Origin of the sequence: uncultured Maribacter sp. (assembly GCF_947500405.1) — a bacterium.
GTDB lineage: Bacteria > Bacteroidota > Bacteroidia > Flavobacteriales > Flavobacteriaceae > Maribacter_B.
Map to the genome: position 1 here is coordinate 344,409 of NZ_CANMRY010000002.1, position 19,587 is coordinate 363,995.

At 31.8% G+C, this 19,587-nt stretch carries 21 protein-coding genes; 3 read left to right on the top strand and 18 right to left on the bottom strand.

Features of this window, described 5'->3' with window-relative positions; all coding sequences use genetic code 11:
- Window positions 1–34: 34 nt before the first annotated feature.
- The 17 genes from dut to Q0945_RS03810 all read right to left on the bottom strand — a co-directional run bounded on the left by dut (window position 35) and on the right by Q0945_RS03810 (window position 13,310).
- Window positions 35–469 (bottom strand): dUTP diphosphatase, encoded by a 435-nt coding sequence (gene dut, locus Q0945_RS03735; protein ID WP_299430911.1) that lies wholly within the window; start codon window positions 467–469, stop codon window positions 35–37.
- Window positions 450–1,925 carry an oligosaccharide flippase family protein gene (locus Q0945_RS03740; protein WP_299430913.1) on the bottom strand — a complete coding sequence of 492 codons (1,476 nt, stop codon included), beginning with the start codon at window positions 1,923–1,925 and terminating at the stop codon, window positions 450–452. The genes dut and Q0945_RS03740 overlap by 20 nt, the downstream gene beginning before the upstream one ends.
- Before the next feature lie 105 nt (window positions 1,926–2,030).
- Complete coding sequence (atpG, locus tag Q0945_RS03745) at window positions 2,031–2,891, bottom strand: ATP synthase F1 subunit gamma (RefSeq protein WP_299430915.1); 861 nt, start codon at window positions 2,889–2,891, stop codon at window positions 2,031–2,033.
- Window positions 2,892–2,980: 89 nt separating this feature from the next.
- A complete protein-coding gene (gene atpA / locus Q0945_RS03750) occupies window positions 2,981–4,561 on the bottom strand; it encodes a F0F1 ATP synthase subunit alpha (protein WP_299430917.1) in 1,581 nt (526 codons plus the stop codon).
- A 46-nt stretch (window positions 4,562–4,607) separates the two neighbouring features.
- On the bottom strand, window positions 4,608–5,147 hold the full coding sequence (gene atpH, locus Q0945_RS03755; RefSeq protein ID WP_299430919.1) for an ATP synthase F1 subunit delta: 540 nt from the start codon (window positions 5,145–5,147) through the stop codon (window positions 4,608–4,610).
- 6 nt (window positions 5,148–5,153) lie between these two features.
- On the bottom strand, window positions 5,154–5,651 hold the full coding sequence (locus Q0945_RS03760; protein ID WP_299430921.1) for a F0F1 ATP synthase subunit B: 498 nt from the start codon (window positions 5,649–5,651) through the stop codon (window positions 5,154–5,156).
- 88 nt (window positions 5,652–5,739) lie between these two features.
- Window positions 5,740–5,928 (bottom strand): ATP synthase F0 subunit C, encoded by a 189-nt coding sequence (atpE, locus tag Q0945_RS03765; protein ID WP_053973883.1) that lies wholly within the window; start codon window positions 5,926–5,928, stop codon window positions 5,740–5,742.
- Between the two features lie 40 nt (window positions 5,929–5,968).
- Window positions 5,969–7,114, bottom strand: a complete 1,146-nt coding sequence (gene atpB / locus Q0945_RS03770) for a F0F1 ATP synthase subunit A (RefSeq protein WP_299430923.1) — start codon at window positions 7,112–7,114, stop codon at window positions 5,969–5,971.
- 96 nt (window positions 7,115–7,210) lie between these two features.
- Window positions 7,211–7,588: a DUF6168 family protein gene (locus Q0945_RS16110; RefSeq protein ID WP_366135765.1), complete on the bottom strand. Its 378-nt coding sequence runs from the start codon at window positions 7,586–7,588 to the stop codon at window positions 7,211–7,213.
- Window positions 7,589–7,593: 5 nt separating this feature from the next.
- On the bottom strand, window positions 7,594–7,821 hold the full coding sequence (locus Q0945_RS03775; protein ID WP_299430925.1) for an AtpZ/AtpI family protein: 228 nt from the start codon (window positions 7,819–7,821) through the stop codon (window positions 7,594–7,596).
- Window positions 7,799–8,218: a polymer-forming cytoskeletal protein gene (locus Q0945_RS03780; protein WP_299430927.1), complete on the bottom strand. Its 420-nt coding sequence runs from the start codon at window positions 8,216–8,218 to the stop codon at window positions 7,799–7,801. Before Q0945_RS03780 ends, Q0945_RS03775 begins: the two co-directional genes overlap by 23 nt.
- 4 nt (window positions 8,219–8,222) lie before the next feature.
- The gene (locus tag Q0945_RS03785; RefSeq protein ID WP_299430928.1) at window positions 8,223–10,778 is read right to left on the bottom strand and encodes a hypothetical protein; all 2,556 of its coding nucleotides are present in this window, start codon (window positions 10,776–10,778) and stop codon (window positions 8,223–8,225) included.
- 185 nt (window positions 10,779–10,963) lie between these two features.
- Window positions 10,964–11,368: a DUF2059 domain-containing protein gene (locus tag Q0945_RS03790; RefSeq protein ID WP_299430930.1), complete on the bottom strand. Its 405-nt coding sequence runs from the start codon at window positions 11,366–11,368 to the stop codon at window positions 10,964–10,966.
- Between the two features lie 57 nt (window positions 11,369–11,425).
- Window positions 11,426–11,578 carry a hypothetical protein gene (locus tag Q0945_RS03795; protein WP_299430932.1) on the bottom strand — a complete coding sequence of 51 codons (153 nt, stop codon included), beginning with the start codon at window positions 11,576–11,578 and terminating at the stop codon, window positions 11,426–11,428.
- An 89-nt stretch (window positions 11,579–11,667) separates the two neighbouring features.
- On the bottom strand, window positions 11,668–12,315 hold the full coding sequence (locus Q0945_RS03800; protein ID WP_299430934.1) for a hypothetical protein: 648 nt from the start codon (window positions 12,313–12,315) through the stop codon (window positions 11,668–11,670).
- Entirely contained in the window at window positions 12,312–12,959 is a 648-nt protein-coding gene (locus tag Q0945_RS03805; RefSeq protein WP_299430936.1) for a hypothetical protein, read from the bottom strand. The genes Q0945_RS03800 and Q0945_RS03805 overlap by 4 nt, the downstream gene beginning before the upstream one ends.
- Window positions 12,960–12,971: 12 nt before the next feature.
- Window positions 12,972–13,310, bottom strand: a complete 339-nt coding sequence (locus Q0945_RS03810; RefSeq protein ID WP_299430938.1) for a helix-turn-helix transcriptional regulator — start codon at window positions 13,308–13,310, stop codon at window positions 12,972–12,974.
- 133 nt (window positions 13,311–13,443) lie between these two features.
- Between Q0945_RS03810 and Q0945_RS03815 the strand changes: the two genes are divergently transcribed.
- The gene (locus Q0945_RS03815; protein ID WP_299430940.1) at window positions 13,444–14,499 is read left to right on the top strand and encodes a ferredoxin--NADP reductase; all 1,056 of its coding nucleotides are present in this window, start codon (window positions 13,444–13,446) and stop codon (window positions 14,497–14,499) included.
- Here the strand turns inward: Q0945_RS03815 and Q0945_RS03820 are convergent.
- A complete protein-coding gene (locus Q0945_RS03820) occupies window positions 14,468–15,283 on the bottom strand; it encodes a patatin-like phospholipase family protein (RefSeq protein ID WP_299430942.1) in 816 nt (271 codons plus the stop codon). The two genes, Q0945_RS03815 and Q0945_RS03820, sit on opposite strands and share 32 nt — an antisense overlap.
- Window positions 15,284–15,615: 332 nt before the next feature.
- Between Q0945_RS03820 and Q0945_RS03825 the strand changes: the two genes are divergently transcribed.
- Entirely contained in the window at window positions 15,616–16,311 is a 696-nt protein-coding gene (locus Q0945_RS03825; protein WP_299430944.1) for a DUF2064 domain-containing protein, read from the top strand.
- Window positions 16,312–16,375: 64 nt separating this feature from the next.
- Window positions 16,376–19,579: a SusC/RagA family TonB-linked outer membrane protein gene (locus Q0945_RS03830; protein WP_299430946.1), complete on the top strand. Its 3,204-nt coding sequence runs from the start codon at window positions 16,376–16,378 to the stop codon at window positions 19,577–19,579.
- The last annotated feature ends 8 nt before the right edge of the window (window positions 19,580–19,587 follow it).

The window sequence follows — 19,587 nt, forward strand, 5'->3', positions numbered from 1 at the left end:
ATTATTAGGGTTTAGCTTTAAGCTAATCTTATATTTATTTTACGCCAGTGCTACCAAATCCGCCTTCGCCTCTAGCTGTTGAAGATAACTCGTTAACAGAAACCCACTCTGCTCTTTCATGTTTAGCTATTACCAATTGTGCAATACGCTCTCCGTTTTCTATTACAAATGCGTCGTTAGATAAATTAACTAATATTACTCCTATTTCTCCACGGTAATCTGCATCTATAGTACCAGGTGCATTAAGCACGGTAATGCCTTTTTTAGCAGCTAAGCCACTTCTTGGTCTTACTTGTGCCTCAAAACCAACAGGAAGCTCTATAAATAATCCTGTTTTTACAATGGTTCTTCCCATTGGTTCTAATGTAATAGCTTCTTGAATATTAGCTCTTAAATCCATACCAGCAGATGCGCCAGTTTCGTAATGCGGTAAATCGTGAGACGATTTATTAATTATTTTTATTTCCATTTTTTAAAAATACCTTTCTAAGGTTATCATTTTCTAATTTATATAGTAGTACTAAAAATATAGCTAAAAGTATATTTCCAACAATTAAGTTTCTATTAAACCCATAAAAAGCAATTGCAGAGAAGCTAATAGATAGTGCTAAATAAAATCCTATTTTTCTAAAGTTATACGGAATAGGGTAATATTTTCTTCCAAAATAAAACGAAAGGAACATCATAGTGCCATAGGCAACTAAAGTTGCTACTGCAGAAGCCATGTATTCAAAATATTTTATAAAAACTATATTAATAACAATAGTTAAGATTGCACCGATTATAGATATGTAAGCACCAAACTTTGTGCGATCCGTTACTTTATACCAAACAGATAAGTTGTGGTATATTCCTAAAAAGAAACTAGCAAGTACAATAATTGGCACAATAGACATTGCTTCCCAATACGCAGGATCACGTACAATAATAGTTTTTAGAACATCTGCATAAACTACTACAGACAATAAAATTACACTTCCTAAAACCACAAAATAATTGGTAATCTGGGCATAGGCCTTTTGTGGGTTTTCTGAGGTAGAATGGCTAAAGAAAAATGGTTCTATTCCCATACGAAATGCTGTAGCAAATAGTGTCATAAATAATGCTATTTTATAACATGCCGAATACATTCCTACTTTAGTTTCTGACACATCTTCGGGTAGTAGTTTTTCTAATAAAACACGATCAAACACTTCATTTATACTAAAAGCAATTCCGGCTACCATAACTGGCATTGCATATTTCATCATAGAATTCCATAGTACTTTATCAAAAACCCATTTTGTTTTTCTATACAATTCACTCATCAATAAAAATGTAATGCCACTTGCTATTACATTAGAAATAAAAATATACGAAATCTGAAAATTTGATTTATATAGATTTGATAAAATACCATCTGGATTTTCATTAAAAAGCATTGGGAGCAGTAGTAAAAATAATACATTAAGGCCAAGATTGATACCTACATTTAATATCTTAATAATTGCATATTTCATAGGTTTCTCATTTGCTCGTAACCAAGCAAACGGAATTACAACTATTGCATCTAATGCTAAAATACTAATTACATATCCTAAATACTTTTTGTCTATTTCTAAGAATTGAGATAAAGAACCAAAAAACAAAAAAGCAATACAAACAAATACAGCAGTTGTAATTACTATAGATATTAAAGAGGTAGATACTACTGTATTTTTTTCATTAGATTTACTATAAAACCTAAAAAAAGCAGTTTCCATACCGTAAGCTAAAACCACATTAAATATTGCAAACCAAGCAAATATTACACTTACTTTACCATATAAACCAGGTGCCATTACCGAAGTATATAAAGGCACTAAAATAAAGGAGAGCATTCTAGGCAATACCGTAGCAAGACCATATACAAAAGTCTGCTTAAAAAGTTTTTTTAACGGATTCAATAGTCTAGAAATTAGAGTTTAAAAATAGGTATTTAAACTTAGGCAACAAAAAAGCTCTACTTAAAAGTAGAGCTTTATAACGTATATATTTACTTGAAAACAATTCTAACTATTTAAAGCTTCTGCACCACCAACAATTTCTAATATTTCATTAGTAATTGCAGCTTGTCTTGCTTTATTATAGGTAAGTTTTAATTGATCTCTTAATTCTGTGGCGTTATCTGTTGCTTTATGCATAGCAGTCATACGAGCACCATGTTCACTAGCAAAAGAATCGCGAATACCTTTAAACAATTGTGTCTTTAAAGATTTTGGTATAAGCTCCTCAACAATCTCTAGTTTAGAAGGTTCAAAAATATAATCTACATTTGAATTAGACTCTCCTTCTATTGGTACAATTGGTAAAAATTGCTCGGTCATAACAATTTGCGTTGCTGCATTCTTAAATTTGTTATAAACGATTTCAATTTTATCATATTTCCCTTCTGTGAAAAGAAGCATTAACTCTTCTGCTATTGCAGCTACATTATTAAAAGTTAAGTCATCAAAAACAGCACTATGATTTGCAATTACATTATGTTTCTTAGAAAGAATGTCATTAGATTTTTTCCCTATTGCAACAAAATCTACTTGCTTTCCAGCGTATGTGTTTTCCAATAAAGAGAAACATTGCTTAAGAACATTAGTATTAAAAGCACCACATAAACCTCTGTTAGATGTAATGGCTACAACCAACACCTTGTTAACATCTCTATTATCTGCATAGGTACTTACAGAATCCGCATCTAAACTTGCACTTAAACTTTGTAAAAGCTCTGTAAGTTTATCTGCATAAGGTCGCATTGCTGTTATAGCATCCTGTGCTTTTTTTAGCTTTGCAGCAGACACCATTTTCATGGCACTAGTAATTTGCATGGTAGAGGATACCGATGCTATTCTATTACGTATTTCTTTTAAGTTTGCCATATTTTGTTAGTATTAAGTAATGAGTACAAAGTAGTTTAGCTACTATCTAAATTATTTTGTACTCAATACTTTGTACTTAATACTCAGTACTAGTTTTTATATTTCGCCGACATTTCTTTACAAACAGCACTCAATGTATCTGTTACTTCATCGGTAAGTTTTCCTGACTTTAAGGTATCTAAAACACCTCTATGCTTCGCATTTAAAAACTCAATAAAATCTCTTTCAAATTCTTTCACTTTATCTACAGGAACATCTCTTAACAAGTTCTTAGAACCTGCATAGATAATAGCAACTTGATCTTCTACAGTAAAAGGATCATTTTGCGCTTGCTTTAATATCTCAACATTACGACGACCTTTTTCAATTACATTTAAGGTAGCTGCATCCAAATCAGAACCAAATTTAGCGAACGCTTCTAGTTCACGGAATTGTGCTTGATCTAGTTTTAATGTTCCAGATACTTTCTTCATAGATTTTATCTGTGCATTACCACCAACACGAGATACAGATATACCTACGTTAATTGCTGGACGAACCCCTTGGTTAAATAAATCTTGTTCTAAGAAAATTTGACCATCTGTAATAGAAATTACATTGGTAGGAATATATGCAGAAACATCACCCGCCTGTGTTTCAATAATAGGTAATGCAGTTAAAGAACCACCACCTTTTACTATTGGTTTTAAAACATCTGGCAAATCATTCATATCTTTTGCAATATCATCATCTGCAATAACTTTTGCAGAACGCTCTAATAATCTAGAGTGAAGATAGAATACATCTCCAGGATATGCCTCACGTCCTGGTGGTCTTCTTAATAATAAAGAAACCTCTCTATATGCAACTGCTTGCTTAGATAAATCATCATAAATAATTAATGCAGGACGACCAGTATCACGGAAATACTCTCCAATAGCTGCTCCTGTCATAGGTGCATAAACCTGCATTGGTGCAGGGTCAGATGCATTTGCAGCAACTATAGTGGTATATGCTAATGCTCCTTTATCTTCTAATGTTTGTGCAATGGCTGCAACCGTAGAAGCTTTTTGGCCAATAGCAACATATATACAATATACTGGTTCCCCAGCATCGTAAAATTCTTTTTGGTTTAAGATGGTATCAATACAAACGGTAGTTTTACCTGTTTGACGGTCACCAATAACCAACTCACGTTGTCCTCTACCTACAGGAATCATAGCATCAATTGCTTTAATACCAGTTTGTAATGGCTCTGTTACAGGTTCACGATAAATAACTCCAGGAGCTTTACGCTCTAATGGCATTTCATACGTTTTACCAGAAATAGGTCCTTTACCATCTATAGGAAGACCTAAAGTATTTACAACACGACCTACAATACCTTCACCTACGTTTACAGATGCAATAGTTTGTGTACGTTTAACAACAGATCCTTCTTTAACGTCTCTAGATGGACTTAAAAGTACTACACCAACGTTATCTTCTTCTAAGTTAAGAACGATTCCTTTTAAACCTCCTTCGAATTCAACTAGTTCTCCATACTGTGCATTAGATAAACCGTATACACGTGCGATACCATCACCCACTTGTAATACTGTCCCTACTTCATCCAATGAAGCTGTAGCGTCAAATCCTGATAATTGTTTCTTTAAAATTGCTGATACTTCAGCGGCTTTTACTCCTGCCATTTGTTTTAGATATAAGGTTCTGGATTTCTAAAAATCCGAAAATATATTATAGACTACTTGTAAATTCTCTTTGTAAATTATTTAATTTATTAGCGATACTAGCATCATATTGCAAATCGCCTACACGTAACACAAAACCTCCAAGAATACTCTCATCAATTTTGTTTTCTAAGGTAACTTCTTTACCCGTTAACTTTGTTACTTTCTCTAATACTTTCTTTTCTAAATCTGCTGTTAAAGGAACTGCTGTAGTTACATACGCTACATCTTTACCTTTTAACTGCTCGTTAAGTATTATATATTTTAAAGCAACCTCATTTAATATAGAGATTCTTTTATTTGCTATTAAATTAGATATAGCTCCTTCTGTAATAGTGTTACTTCCGCTAAAAACTGCCAATAATGTACTTTTCTTAGTTTCTCCACTAACTACAGGGCTCTCTAATAAATCTCGCAATTCTTTGCTTTCTGCAATAGTACTAACTATAGAACGCATATCTGCTTCCACTGCATCCACAGATGTATTATCTACTGCAAGGTCTAAAATTGCTTTGGCGTAACGAACGGCTGCTCTTGAATTGCTCATCTTCTATTAATTCAATTTAATATCTCCTAATAAACCTTCAACTAATTTTAGCTGCTTGTCTTTATCCGATAACTGCTCTTTTATTACTTTCTCTGCAATTTCTACAGAAAGGCTACCAACTTGGTTTTTAATATCTGCCAATGCTGCTTTTTTCTCCCCTTCTATAGCAGCCTGTGCTTGCTTAATAATTTTATCACCTTCTAATTGTGCTTGTTCTTTAGAATCAGAAATCATTTTATCTTTGATTTCTCTTGCTTCTTTAAGCATAGCTTCTCTTTCTGCACGAGCTTCTTTTAATAACCTATCGTTATCTGCTTGCAAATTTTGCATTTCTTTCTTAGCATTTTCAGCTGCTTCTAAGGCATCTTTAATACCTTCTTCACGGCCTTCTATTGCATTAAGAATTGGTTTCCAAGCAAATTTTCCTAATAAAAAAATTAATACTATTAAGATAAAAGCTTGCATTGCAAACAAGCCTATAGAAAAATCGTTAAAAATATCCATATATCTATTCTAATTTTGTTTAATCATTTAAAAACACCTCTGCAACCAACCGTTGCAGATGATGTTTCTTTTTTAACTTTCTTCGGAATTATTTTCCTAAAAGTAAAGCACCGAATGCTAGACCTTCTAATAATGCTCCGATGATAATCATTGCTGTTTGGATTTTACCAGCAGCCTCTGGCTGACGAGCAATACCTTCCATTGCTTTACCTCCAATTTGACCTAATCCGATACCTCCACCGATTACGATTAATCCTGCTCCAATTAAATTGTACATACTATTTGATTTTTATATAATTAATTAAACAAATCCTAAATTAATGATCATGTGCATGATCGTGTTCTTCTACTGCCATTCCAATAAAAAGGGCAGATAGCATCGTAAAAATAAACGCTTGTAAAAAAGCTACTAAAACTTCTATAACCATTAAAAATAAGGTTAAGAAAAATGATATTCCTGTTGCCCCTGCTGTTCCAAACTGTGCTTTTAGCAATATCATAAGTGCTGCAATACCCATAACAACAGAGTGCCCTGCCGTAATGTTTGCAAATAAACGCACTAATAATGAGAATGGTTTAATAAGAATAAATCCTACTAATTCTAAAAAAGCTAATACTGGTCTTAAAATATAAGGAACTCCCGGCATCCATAAGGTATGTGCCCAAAAATCTTTAGAACCATTTGTCATGTATATTACTAAAGTAAATAATGCTAGGCATACTGTTATTGCTATTTGTCCTGTTACATTAAAACCTAAAGGTGTTAATCCTATTAAGTTTAATATCCATATAAAGAAGAATACCGTTAATAAGTAAGGCATAAACTTCTTGTATTTTTTTTCACCAATATTAGGTCTTGCAATTTCGTCTCTTACATATATTACTAGAGGTTCTAAAACACGACCTATTCCAGTAGGAATAGCACCCTTCTTATATCCTTTTGCTAAAGAGAAAAACCCTAAGAACATTAACAACCCTGCTATTAATATTCCAAAAACACTTTTTGTAATAGAAAAATCTAAAACCTTATGCGCATTAGTTGCGTGGTGTTCATCATCAAAACTTACGGCGGTTGCATTAGCATCTAACTCATAAATTTTACTATGTATTTTTGTGAATTTTAATCCGTTTTTCTCTACAATTGTATGCCCAGCATCATCATGATGAAATTCTGATGACATAAAAGAAACCAAACCTTTACTAGACCAAATAATTACTGGAAGAGAAAAACCTACATGCTTACGCTCTCCTGAATCACTTGTATATGAGAATAAGTGAAAATCGTGTGCATCTTTAAGGTGATGTGCTATATAATCATTAATTTCTTCCTTAGTATCTACCTGCCCCCCTATTTCTTTAGAATGATTGTCTTTTTCTTCCTCAGATATAGAAAATCCTTGAAATGAAGACATAAGGATAATTAATAAAGCTAATTTACTAAAGTATTTTGATGCTATATTCATTATAAATAATTCGAAAAATTTACTCCCTTAAAATTTTGCGCAAAGGTAGTTATTATTAATAAATATCAAATACTTTTTTACTTTATTCTTTATTTGTCACAAACGCCTTAATATTCTTGAGATAAATAACACCTCAACAGATAAAAATAAAATTAGTGGAAACAGCATATAAACCCTTTCTATTCTTGGTATTGGAGTTTCACTAAGAATTACATCTTTAAAAATAATAACAAAGAAAATTATTTTTAAAAATAGTGCCGCTAGGTAAATTAAACCCAATTGGTTTTCTAAAATATTAGAAAATGCCAAATACCCAAAAAACAAACATATACCTAAAGAGAAGATATAATGGTACAAATACATTTTTCCTAATGAAAAAGAAATAGAATCCTTTATAAAATATAAATGTGTATGCTTTGCTACAAAAAAAAGTATCGTAAAAACAATACTATATTGGATAAAAGATTTTAACAACTTGTTTAGGTATTAAGTTTCTTAGCCTTAACTATTAAAAGATAAGTAGATAAAAATATAGACAACAAAGTTATTGAAATTTCTAAAAAGGTAGTGTTAAATTTTTGGTCTAGCCAAGCGCCTAACAAATTACCCAAATAGATAGTTACACCCATTTGTATACCTATGCCAGAAAGTTTTGTAGCTGTGCGTAAAGCTCTCTTGTCTTTCTTAAGAGGCTTTTGCTGCTCCATTATTTGCGCTGTTAACAGGTTGCTTGCTAAAACCTCCTTTACCTTTCATTGTACAAGACGCATTAAATGTAGCTCCAGGCTCTACTGCTAATTTAGACACAGAAACAGTACCTTCTATTACTGCAGATGATTTTAAAGAAAGTAAGTCTGAAACTAAAAGTTCTCCGTTAAAATTACCTTCTATATCTGCATTTACACATTCTACTTTCCCGTGGATATAACCATCTTTACCTATAACAACTTTACCGGAAGTAGTAACATTACCATCTAGCTTACCATCTATCCTAAAATCTGCTTCAGATACAATATCTCCTTTTATTTTAGTGTTTTTTTCAATTCTGTTAGGCTGTCCTCCTATTTCGTTCATAGTTCTAGGTTTTTGTTTATCTGAAAACATTAATTTAGGGTTTTGGGGTTAAAAGAGACTTTTTATAATCTGTTAAATTCTTATGTACTTGTGTTACTTTATAGTTAGAAGATAAAATTACAAAATTCTCATTGGTAACTTTATAGTCTTTATTATTTTTTAGTAGCTCTGCGTAACCTAAAGCAAATTCTTTAGATTTAAAACCATGCACTACCACAAATTGGTCTTCTAAGTTATAAATATCTTTAGAAACTACATTCTTATATCGTAAATCTTTTATAGATTTTTCTAAAAGTTCTTTTAAAACTAAAGCTTCGTCATTATTATTTCTTTTAAAAGGGAATACTACTTTCCAGTTTCCTGTTCCTGTAGCACCTATTTCTGAAGAGAATTCTTTTTCTTCTAACTTAGGTAAATGCTCTGCAATCATTTGCTCTGCCTTTTTCCCTTCAGGGTTATTAGGATAGGTAAGAGCAACATAATTTAGGGCTTCTTTAAAGTTTACAAAACCTTGTAACCTTCCAATGGCATTTGCTTTAAGCATTTCAAACTTTGGAACTATAGGGTCTCCTGTAAACTTGCTAATATTTTCTTCTGCTCCTGTTATTACTTGTAAAAACTCTTGGCTTTGGTATTTTTTATATAATGCTGCATAACGCACATCTGGACTGTCTAAATTACCCGCCAATACTGCTTCTGGATTTAATACTATTTCTGCGTAACGAGAATCTCCATGATTACTAATTATATTCTGCTTCATAGATTCTGCTAAAAAGCTACCTTCTTCTTCGTATATCTTATACAAATTATATTTAGAAGGTAATATTAATCTTTCTTCTGGATTAGAGTTTAACACGCCCTCTAATTTACCAGCAGCTAAAAGGTTCTCTTTAAATTTCTCTTTATAGATTAGTCCTAATTGGTAGTTTGCAAAATTTCTTCCTGTTTTAAGGCTATCTATTATAGAAACATCTGTTGGAATTTGTTTCATATAAAAATCTATCGAAAATTTTTCCTCTTCTGTTGGATCTAAAGACCTGCTATTATTGTTAGCCACAATATCCCCAGAATTGTCCTCTATAACTGTTGTATTTTTATTACTCCAACGCCAATTATCTTCTAGCTTTCTTGTCCCCCATTTATTCTTAAAATCGTTCTTACCATATCCTAAGCTAGTAATATTGTAAAAATAAAAATTGCCTTTATTTTCCTTGCCTCCTTTACTTTCGCTAAACGCAGCAAAACCATCTGTTAATTTTTGTTTTGCCTTTTTTTCTTCTTCTTCTTTGGCTTTCTTTAATTCTTCAATATAGTTACCATAATATGCTATTTGCTTGTCTTTAGGCATATCATAAACCGTAATAACACTATCTGCATAATGTACAACATCTTCATACTTTATAACATCTTCTAAATTGTCTAGCTTCTTTTTTATAGTACGATATTTTTTAGTGTTTTCTGGTACATTAGTAAGCACACTATCATAATATGCTCCTGCATTTTTATAAGAATTTAAATCGAAATTATATTCCGCTAAATTTTCATAGTTTAAAGCATTTAATTTAGGCTTGTTTTGTGTTCTTCTAAGCGATTTATTAAAATATACAATTGCCAAACTATCCGATTCTGTTGCTAAATAATACTCTGCTTTTTGGCGATAAATTTTATCTAAAAAAGGTCTGTTTTCTCTATTCTCCTCTAACTTAATAAGGTATTTTAAAAGTTCTTCCTCATTTTCTCCTGTTAATTCTATATTCTGAATTTTTTTTAGGTGCGCATTTATCATATACACTCTAGGAGATTTTCTGTTTAAATCTATAATCTTATCAAAAGCATAGTTTGCACTGTCTTTATGACCTAATTGATTATATAATTGTCCTATGATATAGTAGTAACGACCTTTTTCTGGGTTCTTTTTAGTATAGTGCGATGCTATTTTTAATTGCTGAATTGCAGTATCTGGTGCATTTAAATTAATATATGCTTGTGCCAACATAGCACGGGCATCTGCATATTCTTGGTCTTTTAACTTATCATACTTCATTAAGTTTTTTAAGTTTTTAACCGCCAAATCATCATTTTCTAAACGAATATTTACTTTTTCTCTCCAAATGCGGGCTTCACTAAGTTTATCACTAGCTGGGTATTTTCTAAGTATATAATTAAAAGCTTCTAAAGCAGGAATATAGCGTTCATCAAAATATCTTGCTTTTCCTAAAAGTAGAAAAGCCTCATCTGTTTGCGGATTTCTCTCAATGTCTTTAATGTCCATACTGTGTTTTTGTATGGCTTTTGTAGCTTTTTCTTCGGCAATAATAAAATTTGGATTGTTATCTTCTGAGTCTAACTTTATTTCTCCACTTACCTCCATACGCTCTATGGGTAATATTTCCCAGTAATCGTCTTGGTAATTAGTGTTCAAAGTTTCTCTTCCTTCCTCAAAAGCAATATTACCATTGTATAACGTATTATACTTGGTATTTAAGGCATGCCAGTTTCTATTTAAAAAGGCATCTTTTTTAGTAGAACAAGAGTTAAATCCTATTCCCGCTAATATAGCTGTAAGTATTAATTTATGTTGAAGCTTCAAAATTATCTGTATTCGTACCTAACTTAAACTAAAAAACAACCATATTATTATACCGTTGGTCGGTAAAATGCACTTTATTTTTATGATTTATAGGCTTCTATAAAAAGAAAGGACTAAGCACTTTTAAAAGTGCTTAGTCCTTGTACGTTGAAAATTGAATTTATGAAACTAAAATAAAAACAATATTACTGTGCGTATTTTTGTGCTATCCCGCCAACCTTCATTCCCCAAGATTGTCCAATCATCATTGCTTTTTGACTAATTAATAATTGTTTTATACTTAGTTTTTTACCTAAATCTGTATGGTAAAAACTAATTAAAGAATCTATTTCTTCTTCTGTAAATTCTTCTGCATATAATGCCCCTAACTTATCATATATTTCTACTAAAGTGCCTTCCGCTTCTTTTTTATAAGCTTCCTTTTTATCTGCACCAACACCTGCTCCTATTTGGGCAATAGCATCTTCAAAAGCTTTTCCTGCACCTGTTAATTTTATAAGTTCTTCGGATTTAGTTTGTAAAGCTGATTTTTCTTGGGCTTGTACCTGTACTGCTAAAAATAAAATAAGACCTAATACTACTTTTTTCATGGTTTGTGTTTAAAAATTTATTTGTTAGTATAAAAATAGGATAATTTGTTACGAGATTTAAGATAATTTATATTCTGGATAGGTTTTAGTCCATACATCTTCAAAACCATGAACGCCAAATTTTCTAAACTCATTATTTAAAGCTTGTTTAAAAGTTAATTCAGGATTTATACCAATTTGCTCTTCTATACCATTAACTAAATGAGCCATCAGCTCCGTTTGTAAATCGTAATGTTCTACAAAATGCTTGCTAGTAAAAGCATAAATTTGTTGTATTTGTGCTTAATTTAGTTGCATTACTAAGCTATTAATTGTTCTATAACTTTATTATGTTTCTTATATAATTTGATTAAATAAAAAACATAGGAATATAGTGTAACTGTAATATAAACATCAAATAATTCTACTTCTGTTGAAAAAGAATTGGAATCAAAACTAATAATTAAACCAAAAAACACTAGTGACCCTAGATAACCTATATCTTGAGTTTTAAATAAATATTGGTAAGAAGACTTTATGTTAGATTTTCTTATTTTATAGGATAAATAAAATGAAATCAACATAGGTATAAACAATGCAATTACATAAAACTTGTAAAAAGATTCTCCAATAAAATTGTAGTTAATAAAAGAAATAATAAAGTATATAATACCAGTAATTAATATTGTTTCTAGAAACATTTTTTTATTATAGCCATCACATTTTTTTATCAATATTTTAGGGCCATCTATATGACTTAACCACAAAGAAGAGTAACTTTCCAATTCTGGGTCCCATTTCTCTTTCTCTTTAGCTAATGCCTCTTTATAAGAAATACCCTTTGCTAATGATTGCTCTATCGCAACAATCATATGATCTTGTACCTCATATCTAAGGTCTACTTGTTCTAACTTCTTATAATCTAAGTAGTCTTCAATATTCTGTATTTGAGATTGGCTTAATTTCATGAAAAATATTTTTTAAGAAATGTATACTCTTCTATTATTTGTTTTCTTTTAGTCATTGTAACCAATAATGCTGCAATATTGACTATGTACGCAATTGTAAAAAACAAGCCACACCAAAACGGATTATCTTTTAAAATAGGATTCATAAATGTTGGGAGGTGGAGAAATAATTGTGGCAAGATGTATATATTAAATATCGTATCATAAGACAATACCTTTTTCTTAAAACCATCTTTTCTTTTCATATAGAAAAAGAAACCCACTTGAAAAACTACTATAGTTATTAAAATAGACATCAACATTCCATAATAAAAAGTACTACTAATTTTTGCATTTATTAGGATTAGAAAAATAGCCCAAAGTACTAATAGAAAATAAAATAATGGTTGCTTTAAAAAACCAAGAAGTCTAAGCTGTAAAGCCTTTTGATACTTCCAATGTATTGCTTTTCGTCTTTCTTCTGCTACCTTTTTACACCAAGCAACCCGTTTTATTAAAAAACTTTCTAAATCTGGGTAATTTTCCATGGCTTCATATTCAGATACCAAATGATCTATAAGTTCGTAACGAACATCTAAAAACTTAATACCCTTGTCTTTTAAATACCTATCTATATTTAGAATGTCTTCTTTCACTAAACGCATAGTCCCTAATTCTTAATTAATACTCCAATTAGGATTTACTATATTTTGCATACTACGTATAAATTCTTCTAGTTCTGCCAAGCGGTTTATGGTTTCTTTTTCTCCTACTTCTGTTAGCTTATAATATTTGCGTAAACGATTATCTACTTTGGCCACCTCCACATCTAACAAACCTTCGGCTTCTAGTTTATGTAAAGCAGGGTACAAAGCGCCTTCGGTAATTTGTAACTCTCCTTTGGTAAGAGCCTTTACTTTTTGGGTAATCTCATACCCATACATTTTACCCTGTTCGTCTAACAGTTTTAAAATAATAGTATTTAAACTCCCTTTATATAATTTAGAATTACTCATGTATTAATTTTCTTACCTCAAATATATACATAATTTTCTTATGCATAATAAACTTAGGTATATATTTTTACTATTCTACTTTAGTAACCTACTTGCTTTGCTTAATTTTGCATTCTTATTTAAATAGTAAAGCATGGCTCATTTTTATCCCCTAACGGTAAAACACATAAAACCTTTAACTCCAAGTTCTGTAGCAATAACCTTTAGTATTCCTAAAGAACATTTACAAACTTTTCATTTTGTACCAGGACAATACATTACCATAAAAAAAGAAATTAAAGGAAAAGAGTTACGTAGAGCTTACTCTATAAGTTCTTCGCCAAAAATTGAGACTATTACTATTGGTGTAAAAAAAGTAGATGCTGGCGGATTCTCCGACTATGCTAATACCAAGCTTAAAGAAGGTGATGTTTTAGAAGTAATGGCTCCGGAAGGTCGTTTTGTTTTTAATGCTACATCTTCTGCAAAAAACATTGCTGCAATTGCTGCTGGTAGTGGTATTACTCCTATTATGAGTATTGCAAAATCTGTTTTAAACAGTAATGCAGATAGTACATTTGTTTTGGTATACGGAAACAAGTCGTATAAAGAGACTATGTTTTATACCGATTTAATGAAACTGCAGTTAGAATATGCCAACCGATTCTTTGTGTATTTTACCAATAGCCAAACTAAAGAGGAGAACTCTCTTTTTGGTAGGATTGATGTTTCTACCATAAACTATGCACTAAAAAATAAGCATAAAGAAGTTTCTTTTGATGGGTATTACCTTTGTGGTCCAGAGGCTTTAATTACTTTGGCAACTGCTACACTAGAAGAAAATGAAGTTCCTAAAGATAAAATACATTTTGAGCTTTTTACCAGTACCGAAATTAAAGAAGAACTTCCTGTAAGTGAAAGTGCAGATGGAAAAACACAGGTAACTGTTCTTGTAGATGATGAAGAATTTTCATTATCTATGAATAAGAAAGAAATTGTTTTAGATGCCGTTCTTAAAGAAAATATAGATGCACCTTACTCTTGCCAAGGCGGTGTTTGTAGTAGCTGTATTGCTCGCGTTACCGAGGGTAAAGCAGAAATGGTAAAGAATCAGATTTTAACCGATGGAGAAATTGAAGAAGGCTTAATACTTACTTGCCAAGCACACCCAACAACACCTACTCTAAAGGTAGATTTTGATGACGTGTAGATTCTAAATACGCTTCTATTTTTTTTACTGCATGTTTGTAACCTATATGAAAGGCTTTGTCCATTCCTTTTTTATCTAAAAGACCAATTTCTTCTAGCTCTAAAGGTTCTATCACTACGTTACAAGATTTTAGTTTTTCTTTAGAGGATGCATATATCATTAAACCAGTAACTCTTCCGGCTAGTTTAACTGCATTCGTTAAATCTTTTTTTTCTAAAGGACTAACTACAGAGGCATTACTACCAATAATAAAATTAGAATTTTGCTTAACAGGTTCAATAGGAAAATTATTCATGATTCCGCCATCTGCATATAAATAGCCATTCATTTCTACGGGGCTAAAAACTGGAGGCAAAGCAGATGAAGCTAATAATGGTCGTATTAATTCTCCAGTTGAAAAATAGGTTTCTTCTCCCTTTTGTAAATTAGTTGCTACTAAATATAATTTTTTAGATAAAGCCTCAAAAGAATCTTCTGGAAAGTAGTTTTTAAAAAGAGAAATATATTTATCTGTATCTATAAACCCAGCCTTGGCCATGGTTAAAAAATTATACTTAAAAAGGGGTGTGCTTTTAAAAAAATCTAACATTTCTTCTATACTATTTCCGTTTGCATACAATGCCCCAACTAAGGCGCCTGCACTACTCCCAGAAACCGTAGTGGCATTTATATTATACTCCTTCATAGCTTTAATTACACCTATGTGCGCAAGTCCACGAACGCCTCCTCCAGAAAGTACTAGGCCTACCAAACCTAAATCTGTATTTGTATTTGTCTTTGCCATTTTACTATAATTCTTGTCTAAAATTATCCTTTTTATAATTAAAAAACATCCAATAATTCTAAATAAAACAAACCCTGTAGTTTGTTTTGTATCTATTGCTTAAAGAAATAAATACAAAATAACTTTTTACCTAACAAACAACTCTCTTTACCGTATTATAAGTAAAGAAATAAGTTTAAAATACTTTCTATAACAAACTAACTAGTCTTTTCTTTATTCTTAATTAAAAACACAAGAAAATAAAAGAAACTATCTTTTGTAATGAAAAAAAGAAGCTGCCGACCTATGTAAAAGCATCTTTTTTTGTGTAAGTTTACTTTAGAATTAAGGAAATGAAATTTAAAAGTTCAAAACAAACTGCCATTGTTTTTTTTGCGCAATCTTCTATAGAAGAAGTAAAGCACAAAAAAATAGCTAACGGTATTTCTTTGTTTTCAGCTTTAACAAAAAAGACATTAGACACTATTTCTAAGTCTAAGCTTCCATTTTTTCATTTTACAGAACAAGAACAAGTAGGGAATACTTTTGGAGAGCGTTTTACGAATGCAATATCCTCGGTCTACAATTTAGGGTATGAAAATGTTATTACAATTGGTAATGACACGCCGCAATTAACAACGAGCCAATTACTTAAAGCGGCTAAAGAAATTTCAGAAAACAAAACTGTTTTAGGGCTATCTGCAGATGGTGGTTTTTACCTTATGGGTTTATCTAAAAATCAGTTTAACGCTAGCTTTTTTAAAAATTTATCGTGGCAAACAAATTCCTTACAAAAGGAAGTTTTTTCTTGGGCAAATGCATCTCAAATTACCATTTTTAAGCTAAAAACATTTAAAGATATTGATGCCGAAAAAGATGTTTTTACAATAACTTCTTTATACAGTCTAAGAAATTCTAGATTTTACATTCTACTACTTCAATTTGTTCAAGAAGCCAAAAACATATTCTACTATTTACAAAATATTGTTATTTCATCTACAAAAAGAGTCTTCTACAATAAAGGATCCCCTTCCTTACAATTGCAATAAACTTTTATATAAATAACTATGTAGGCTCTTTATACCCTACAAATAATCATTTTTATACCTATTAATGAAGTATACAATGCTTTTATTTGTCCTATTTGCTAGTGCATTAGGCCATTCACAACAAACCATATCCGGAACTATTACAACTATTTTTGGAGACCCAATTTCTAATGTAAATATAACATTAGTAGGAACCACAAAAGGAACTGCCTCAGATACAAATGGTGCTTATGCCTTAGATGTTCCTAATTTTCAAGGCGCATTACAATTCTCTGCCTTAGGGTATACCACGCAAGTAATACCAATACACTATAATGAAATCGTAAATGCAGTTTTAGAAGAATCTTCAGAACAATTAGATGAGGTAGTTTTAACAGCTTTAGGCTTTAAAAGAGAAACTAAAGAACTAGGCTATGCTGTACAAAGTATAAATGCAAAAGGTGTAACCGAAGTGAAATCTGCCAACTTCCTAGATAATTTAAGCGGAAAACTGGCTGGTGTAACTATTAACCAAGGTGCAACAGGGGTTGGTTCTTCTTCTAAAATAACTATTAGAGGAGAAGCTTCCTTCTCCAATAACAATCCACTTTTTGTGGTAGATGGTGTTCCTATTAACAATAATTCTGTTTTTAATTTTACCAATGAAGCTGCTGCAGGTTTTCAAGAAATAGATTTTGGTAACGGCGCCATGGAGGTAAATCCAGATGATATTGAAGAAGTATCTGTTTTAAAAGGTCCTAGTGCTGCTGCATTATACGGAACACGAGCGTCTAATGGGGTTATTTTAATACAGACCAAAAATGGTGTAAAAAGCAAAGGTTTAGGTATAAGCTACAATACCAGTTTCTTCGTAGATTCTGCTTTTCGTTTACCAGATTTTCAAAATGAATATGGTCAAGGTAATTCTGGACAATTTGCCTATGTAGATGGCCTTGGTGGAGGTACTAATGACAATATAACCTATAGTTGGGGACCTAGATTAAATGCAGGTAACCTAGTGCCTCAGTTTGATAGTCCTGTAACTCTTGCGAATGGTACGGTAGTACGTGGTGGTGATACTGCTCTTTACAATGGTTTGCCAATTACTGCAACTCCGTTTAACGCTAACCCAGACAATCTTAAAGATTTTTATGAAACAGGAACTACAGCCATAAATAACTTAGCAATAGCTTCTAATTTTGATAAAGGAAATCTAAGACTCTCTTTTACCGATTTACGAAGCGAGTCTATTATTCCAGGAGTTAATTTAGATCGCCAAACCATAGCCGCACGTTTAGGATTTAAGCCCACAGAAAAACTACATATAAATTCTTCTATAAGCTATGTAAATTCACAGAGCGATAATAGGCCTTCTAGTGGTTATGGCTCCGAGAATGTAAATTATTCTTTAGTAGCGTGGGGACCTCGTTCTTTAAATATTAATAATCTAAAAAATTATTGGCAACCTGGCTTAGAAGGCACACAACAATATTCTTTTAATTATACCTTTTTTGATAATCCATACTTTATCTTAAATGAAAACACCAACTCTTTTAATAGAGATAGAGTTTTTGGAAACCTTTCTGCCAAGTATGATGTTACCAATAATTTAAGTGCAACCATACGCACAGGAATGGATTATTCTAGTGAGTTAAGACAACTTAAACGTGCATATAGTTCTAATAGGTTTAGTAATGGTGCGTATGCAGAGCATGATGTTTTTTTTAGAGAAATAAATACCGATTTTCTTCTAAATTATAAAAACAAATTTGGTGATTTTAAAGTCGATATTTCTTTAGGTGCTAATAGAATGAACCAAAGAGCAGTAACCAACCAATCGCAAACCACAAGTTTAGCACAACCAGGAATTTTTAAACTATCTAATGCAGCATCACCAATTGAAGTGTTTGAATTTGCATCGGAAAAAAGAATTAACAGCTTCTATGGTTTAACCAAATTCGGATATAAGAACTTTCTATTTTTAGATATTACTGGAAGAAACGATTGGTCTAGCGCACTAGCAACACCGTTTTCTGTAGATAATACATCTTTCTTTTACCCATCTGTTTCTACAAGTTTTATAATTTCTGAGGTAGTAGATTTACCACAAGAAATTTCTTTTGCAAAATTAAGAGCTAGTTGGGCACAAGTTGGTAATGATACAAATCCGTACCAAACTACAGGTGCTTTTGTAGCACAAACCCCTTTTAATGGGCAGCCCACTTTTAGCGACCAGAATACTATTGCAAATGCAAATCTTAAACCAGAACAAACGTCATCTTTTGAGATTGGTGCAGATATACGTTTTTTTAAAGACCGTTTAAACCTAGACGTTTCTTATTATAACGCGGTTACTAAAGACCAAATTATTTCTTTACCTATTGGCATATCTTCGGGCTTTACACAACAAGTAGTTAATGGCGGGGAGGTACGCTCTAAAGGGGTAGAAATTATTCTTAATGCTACTCCTGTTCTTACTACAGATTTTAGCTGGAACATCACCTTTAATTTTAGTAGAAATAGAGCTACTGTAGAGAGCTTGCCACAAGACGGTGGACTATTAACGTTGGCTTATTCCAGAATATACGACAGTCAAAACCAAACGGTATTTTTACAGGCAGAAGAAGGTGGCCGTATTGGAGATTTATATGGTACTGGGTATTTAAAAAATGAAAATGGCGACTTTATCCTAACAGATGAAGGCCGCTATATTCCAGATAATAATCTACAAAAATTAGGAAACTATAATCCAGATTTTATGCTTGGTTTCAATAATCAATTTAATTATAAAAAATGGGATTTAGGCTTTTTGTTAGATTGGAGACAAGGCGGAATCATAGTTTCTAGAACACGCGCCTTAGGTAATGTTGGTGGTCAATTAGCAGAAACGGCTTTTAGACCAGAAGAAGGTATTGTTCCTCAAGGTGTTGTTAATGTTGGTACAATAGATAGTCCAATATATGAACCTAATACCACAGCCGTAACTGCAGAGAGTTATTACCGCCAATTTTATGACCGTAACCATGAAGAAAACAATACCTATGATGCTTCCTTTTTAAAACTTCGTCAGGTTTCTCTAGGCTATACTTTTGATAATTTAAAAGTTTTTAAAAATGACGCTACTCTACGTGTTTCTTTCATAGGAAAAAATTTATTTGCAATAACAGAGAATCCACACTTTGACCCCGAACAATTAGCTGTTCAAGGACAAGGATTTATTAGCGGTATAGAAGACATGTCGTACGCTACTACTAGAAGCTTTGGAATAAAAGCTGGATTTAATTTTTAAGATACTAT

Coding starts and splice junctions, on each gene's coding strand:
- Q0945_RS03795 (WP_299430932.1), bottom strand. CDS start 11,578: ATGGCTCATTTAGTTAATGGTATAGAAGAGCAAATTGGTATAAATCCT.
- atpA (WP_299430917.1), bottom strand. CDS start 4,561: ATGGCAGGAGTAAAAGCCGCTGAAGTATCAGCAATTTTAAAGAAACAA.
- atpG (WP_299430915.1), bottom strand. CDS start 2,891: ATGGCAAACTTAAAAGAAATACGTAATAGAATAGCATCGGTATCCTCT.
- atpE (WP_053973883.1), bottom strand. CDS start 5,928: ATGTACAATTTAATTGGAGCAGGATTAATCGTAATCGGTGGAGGTATC.
- Q0945_RS03790 (WP_299430930.1), bottom strand. CDS start 11,368: ATGAAAAAAGTAGTATTAGGTCTTATTTTATTTTTAGCAGTACAGGTA.
- Q0945_RS03815 (WP_299430940.1), top strand. CDS start 13,444: ATGGCTCATTTTTATCCCCTAACGGTAAAACACATAAAACCTTTAACT.
- dut (WP_299430911.1), bottom strand. CDS start 469: ATGGAAATAAAAATAATTAATAAATCGTCTCACGATTTACCGCATTAC.
- atpB (WP_299430923.1), bottom strand. CDS start 7,114: ATGAATATAGCATCAAAATACTTTAGTAAATTAGCTTTATTAATTATC.
- Q0945_RS03780 (WP_299430927.1), bottom strand. CDS start 8,218: ATGTTTTCAGATAAACAAAAACCTAGAACTATGAACGAAATAGGAGGA.
- Q0945_RS03820 (WP_299430942.1), bottom strand. CDS start 15,283: ATGGCAAAGACAAATACAAATACAGATTTAGGTTTGGTAGGCCTAGTA.
- Q0945_RS03825 (WP_299430944.1), top strand. CDS start 15,616: ATGAAATTTAAAAGTTCAAAACAAACTGCCATTGTTTTTTTTGCGCAA.
- Q0945_RS03800 (WP_299430934.1), bottom strand. CDS start 12,315: ATGAAATTAAGCCAATCTCAAATACAGAATATTGAAGACTACTTAGAT.
- atpH (WP_299430919.1), bottom strand. CDS start 5,147: ATGAGCAATTCAAGAGCAGCCGTTCGTTACGCCAAAGCAATTTTAGAC.
- Q0945_RS03830 (WP_299430946.1), top strand. CDS start 16,376: ATGAAGTATACAATGCTTTTATTTGTCCTATTTGCTAGTGCATTAGGC.
- Q0945_RS03810 (WP_299430938.1), bottom strand. CDS start 13,310: ATGAGTAATTCTAAATTATATAAAGGGAGTTTAAATACTATTATTTTA.
- Q0945_RS03805 (WP_299430936.1), bottom strand. CDS start 12,959: ATGCGTTTAGTGAAAGAAGACATTCTAAATATAGATAGGTATTTAAAA.
- Q0945_RS03775 (WP_299430925.1), bottom strand. CDS start 7,821: ATGGAGCAGCAAAAGCCTCTTAAGAAAGACAAGAGAGCTTTACGCACA.
- Q0945_RS03760 (WP_299430921.1), bottom strand. CDS start 5,651: ATGGATATTTTTAACGATTTTTCTATAGGCTTGTTTGCAATGCAAGCT.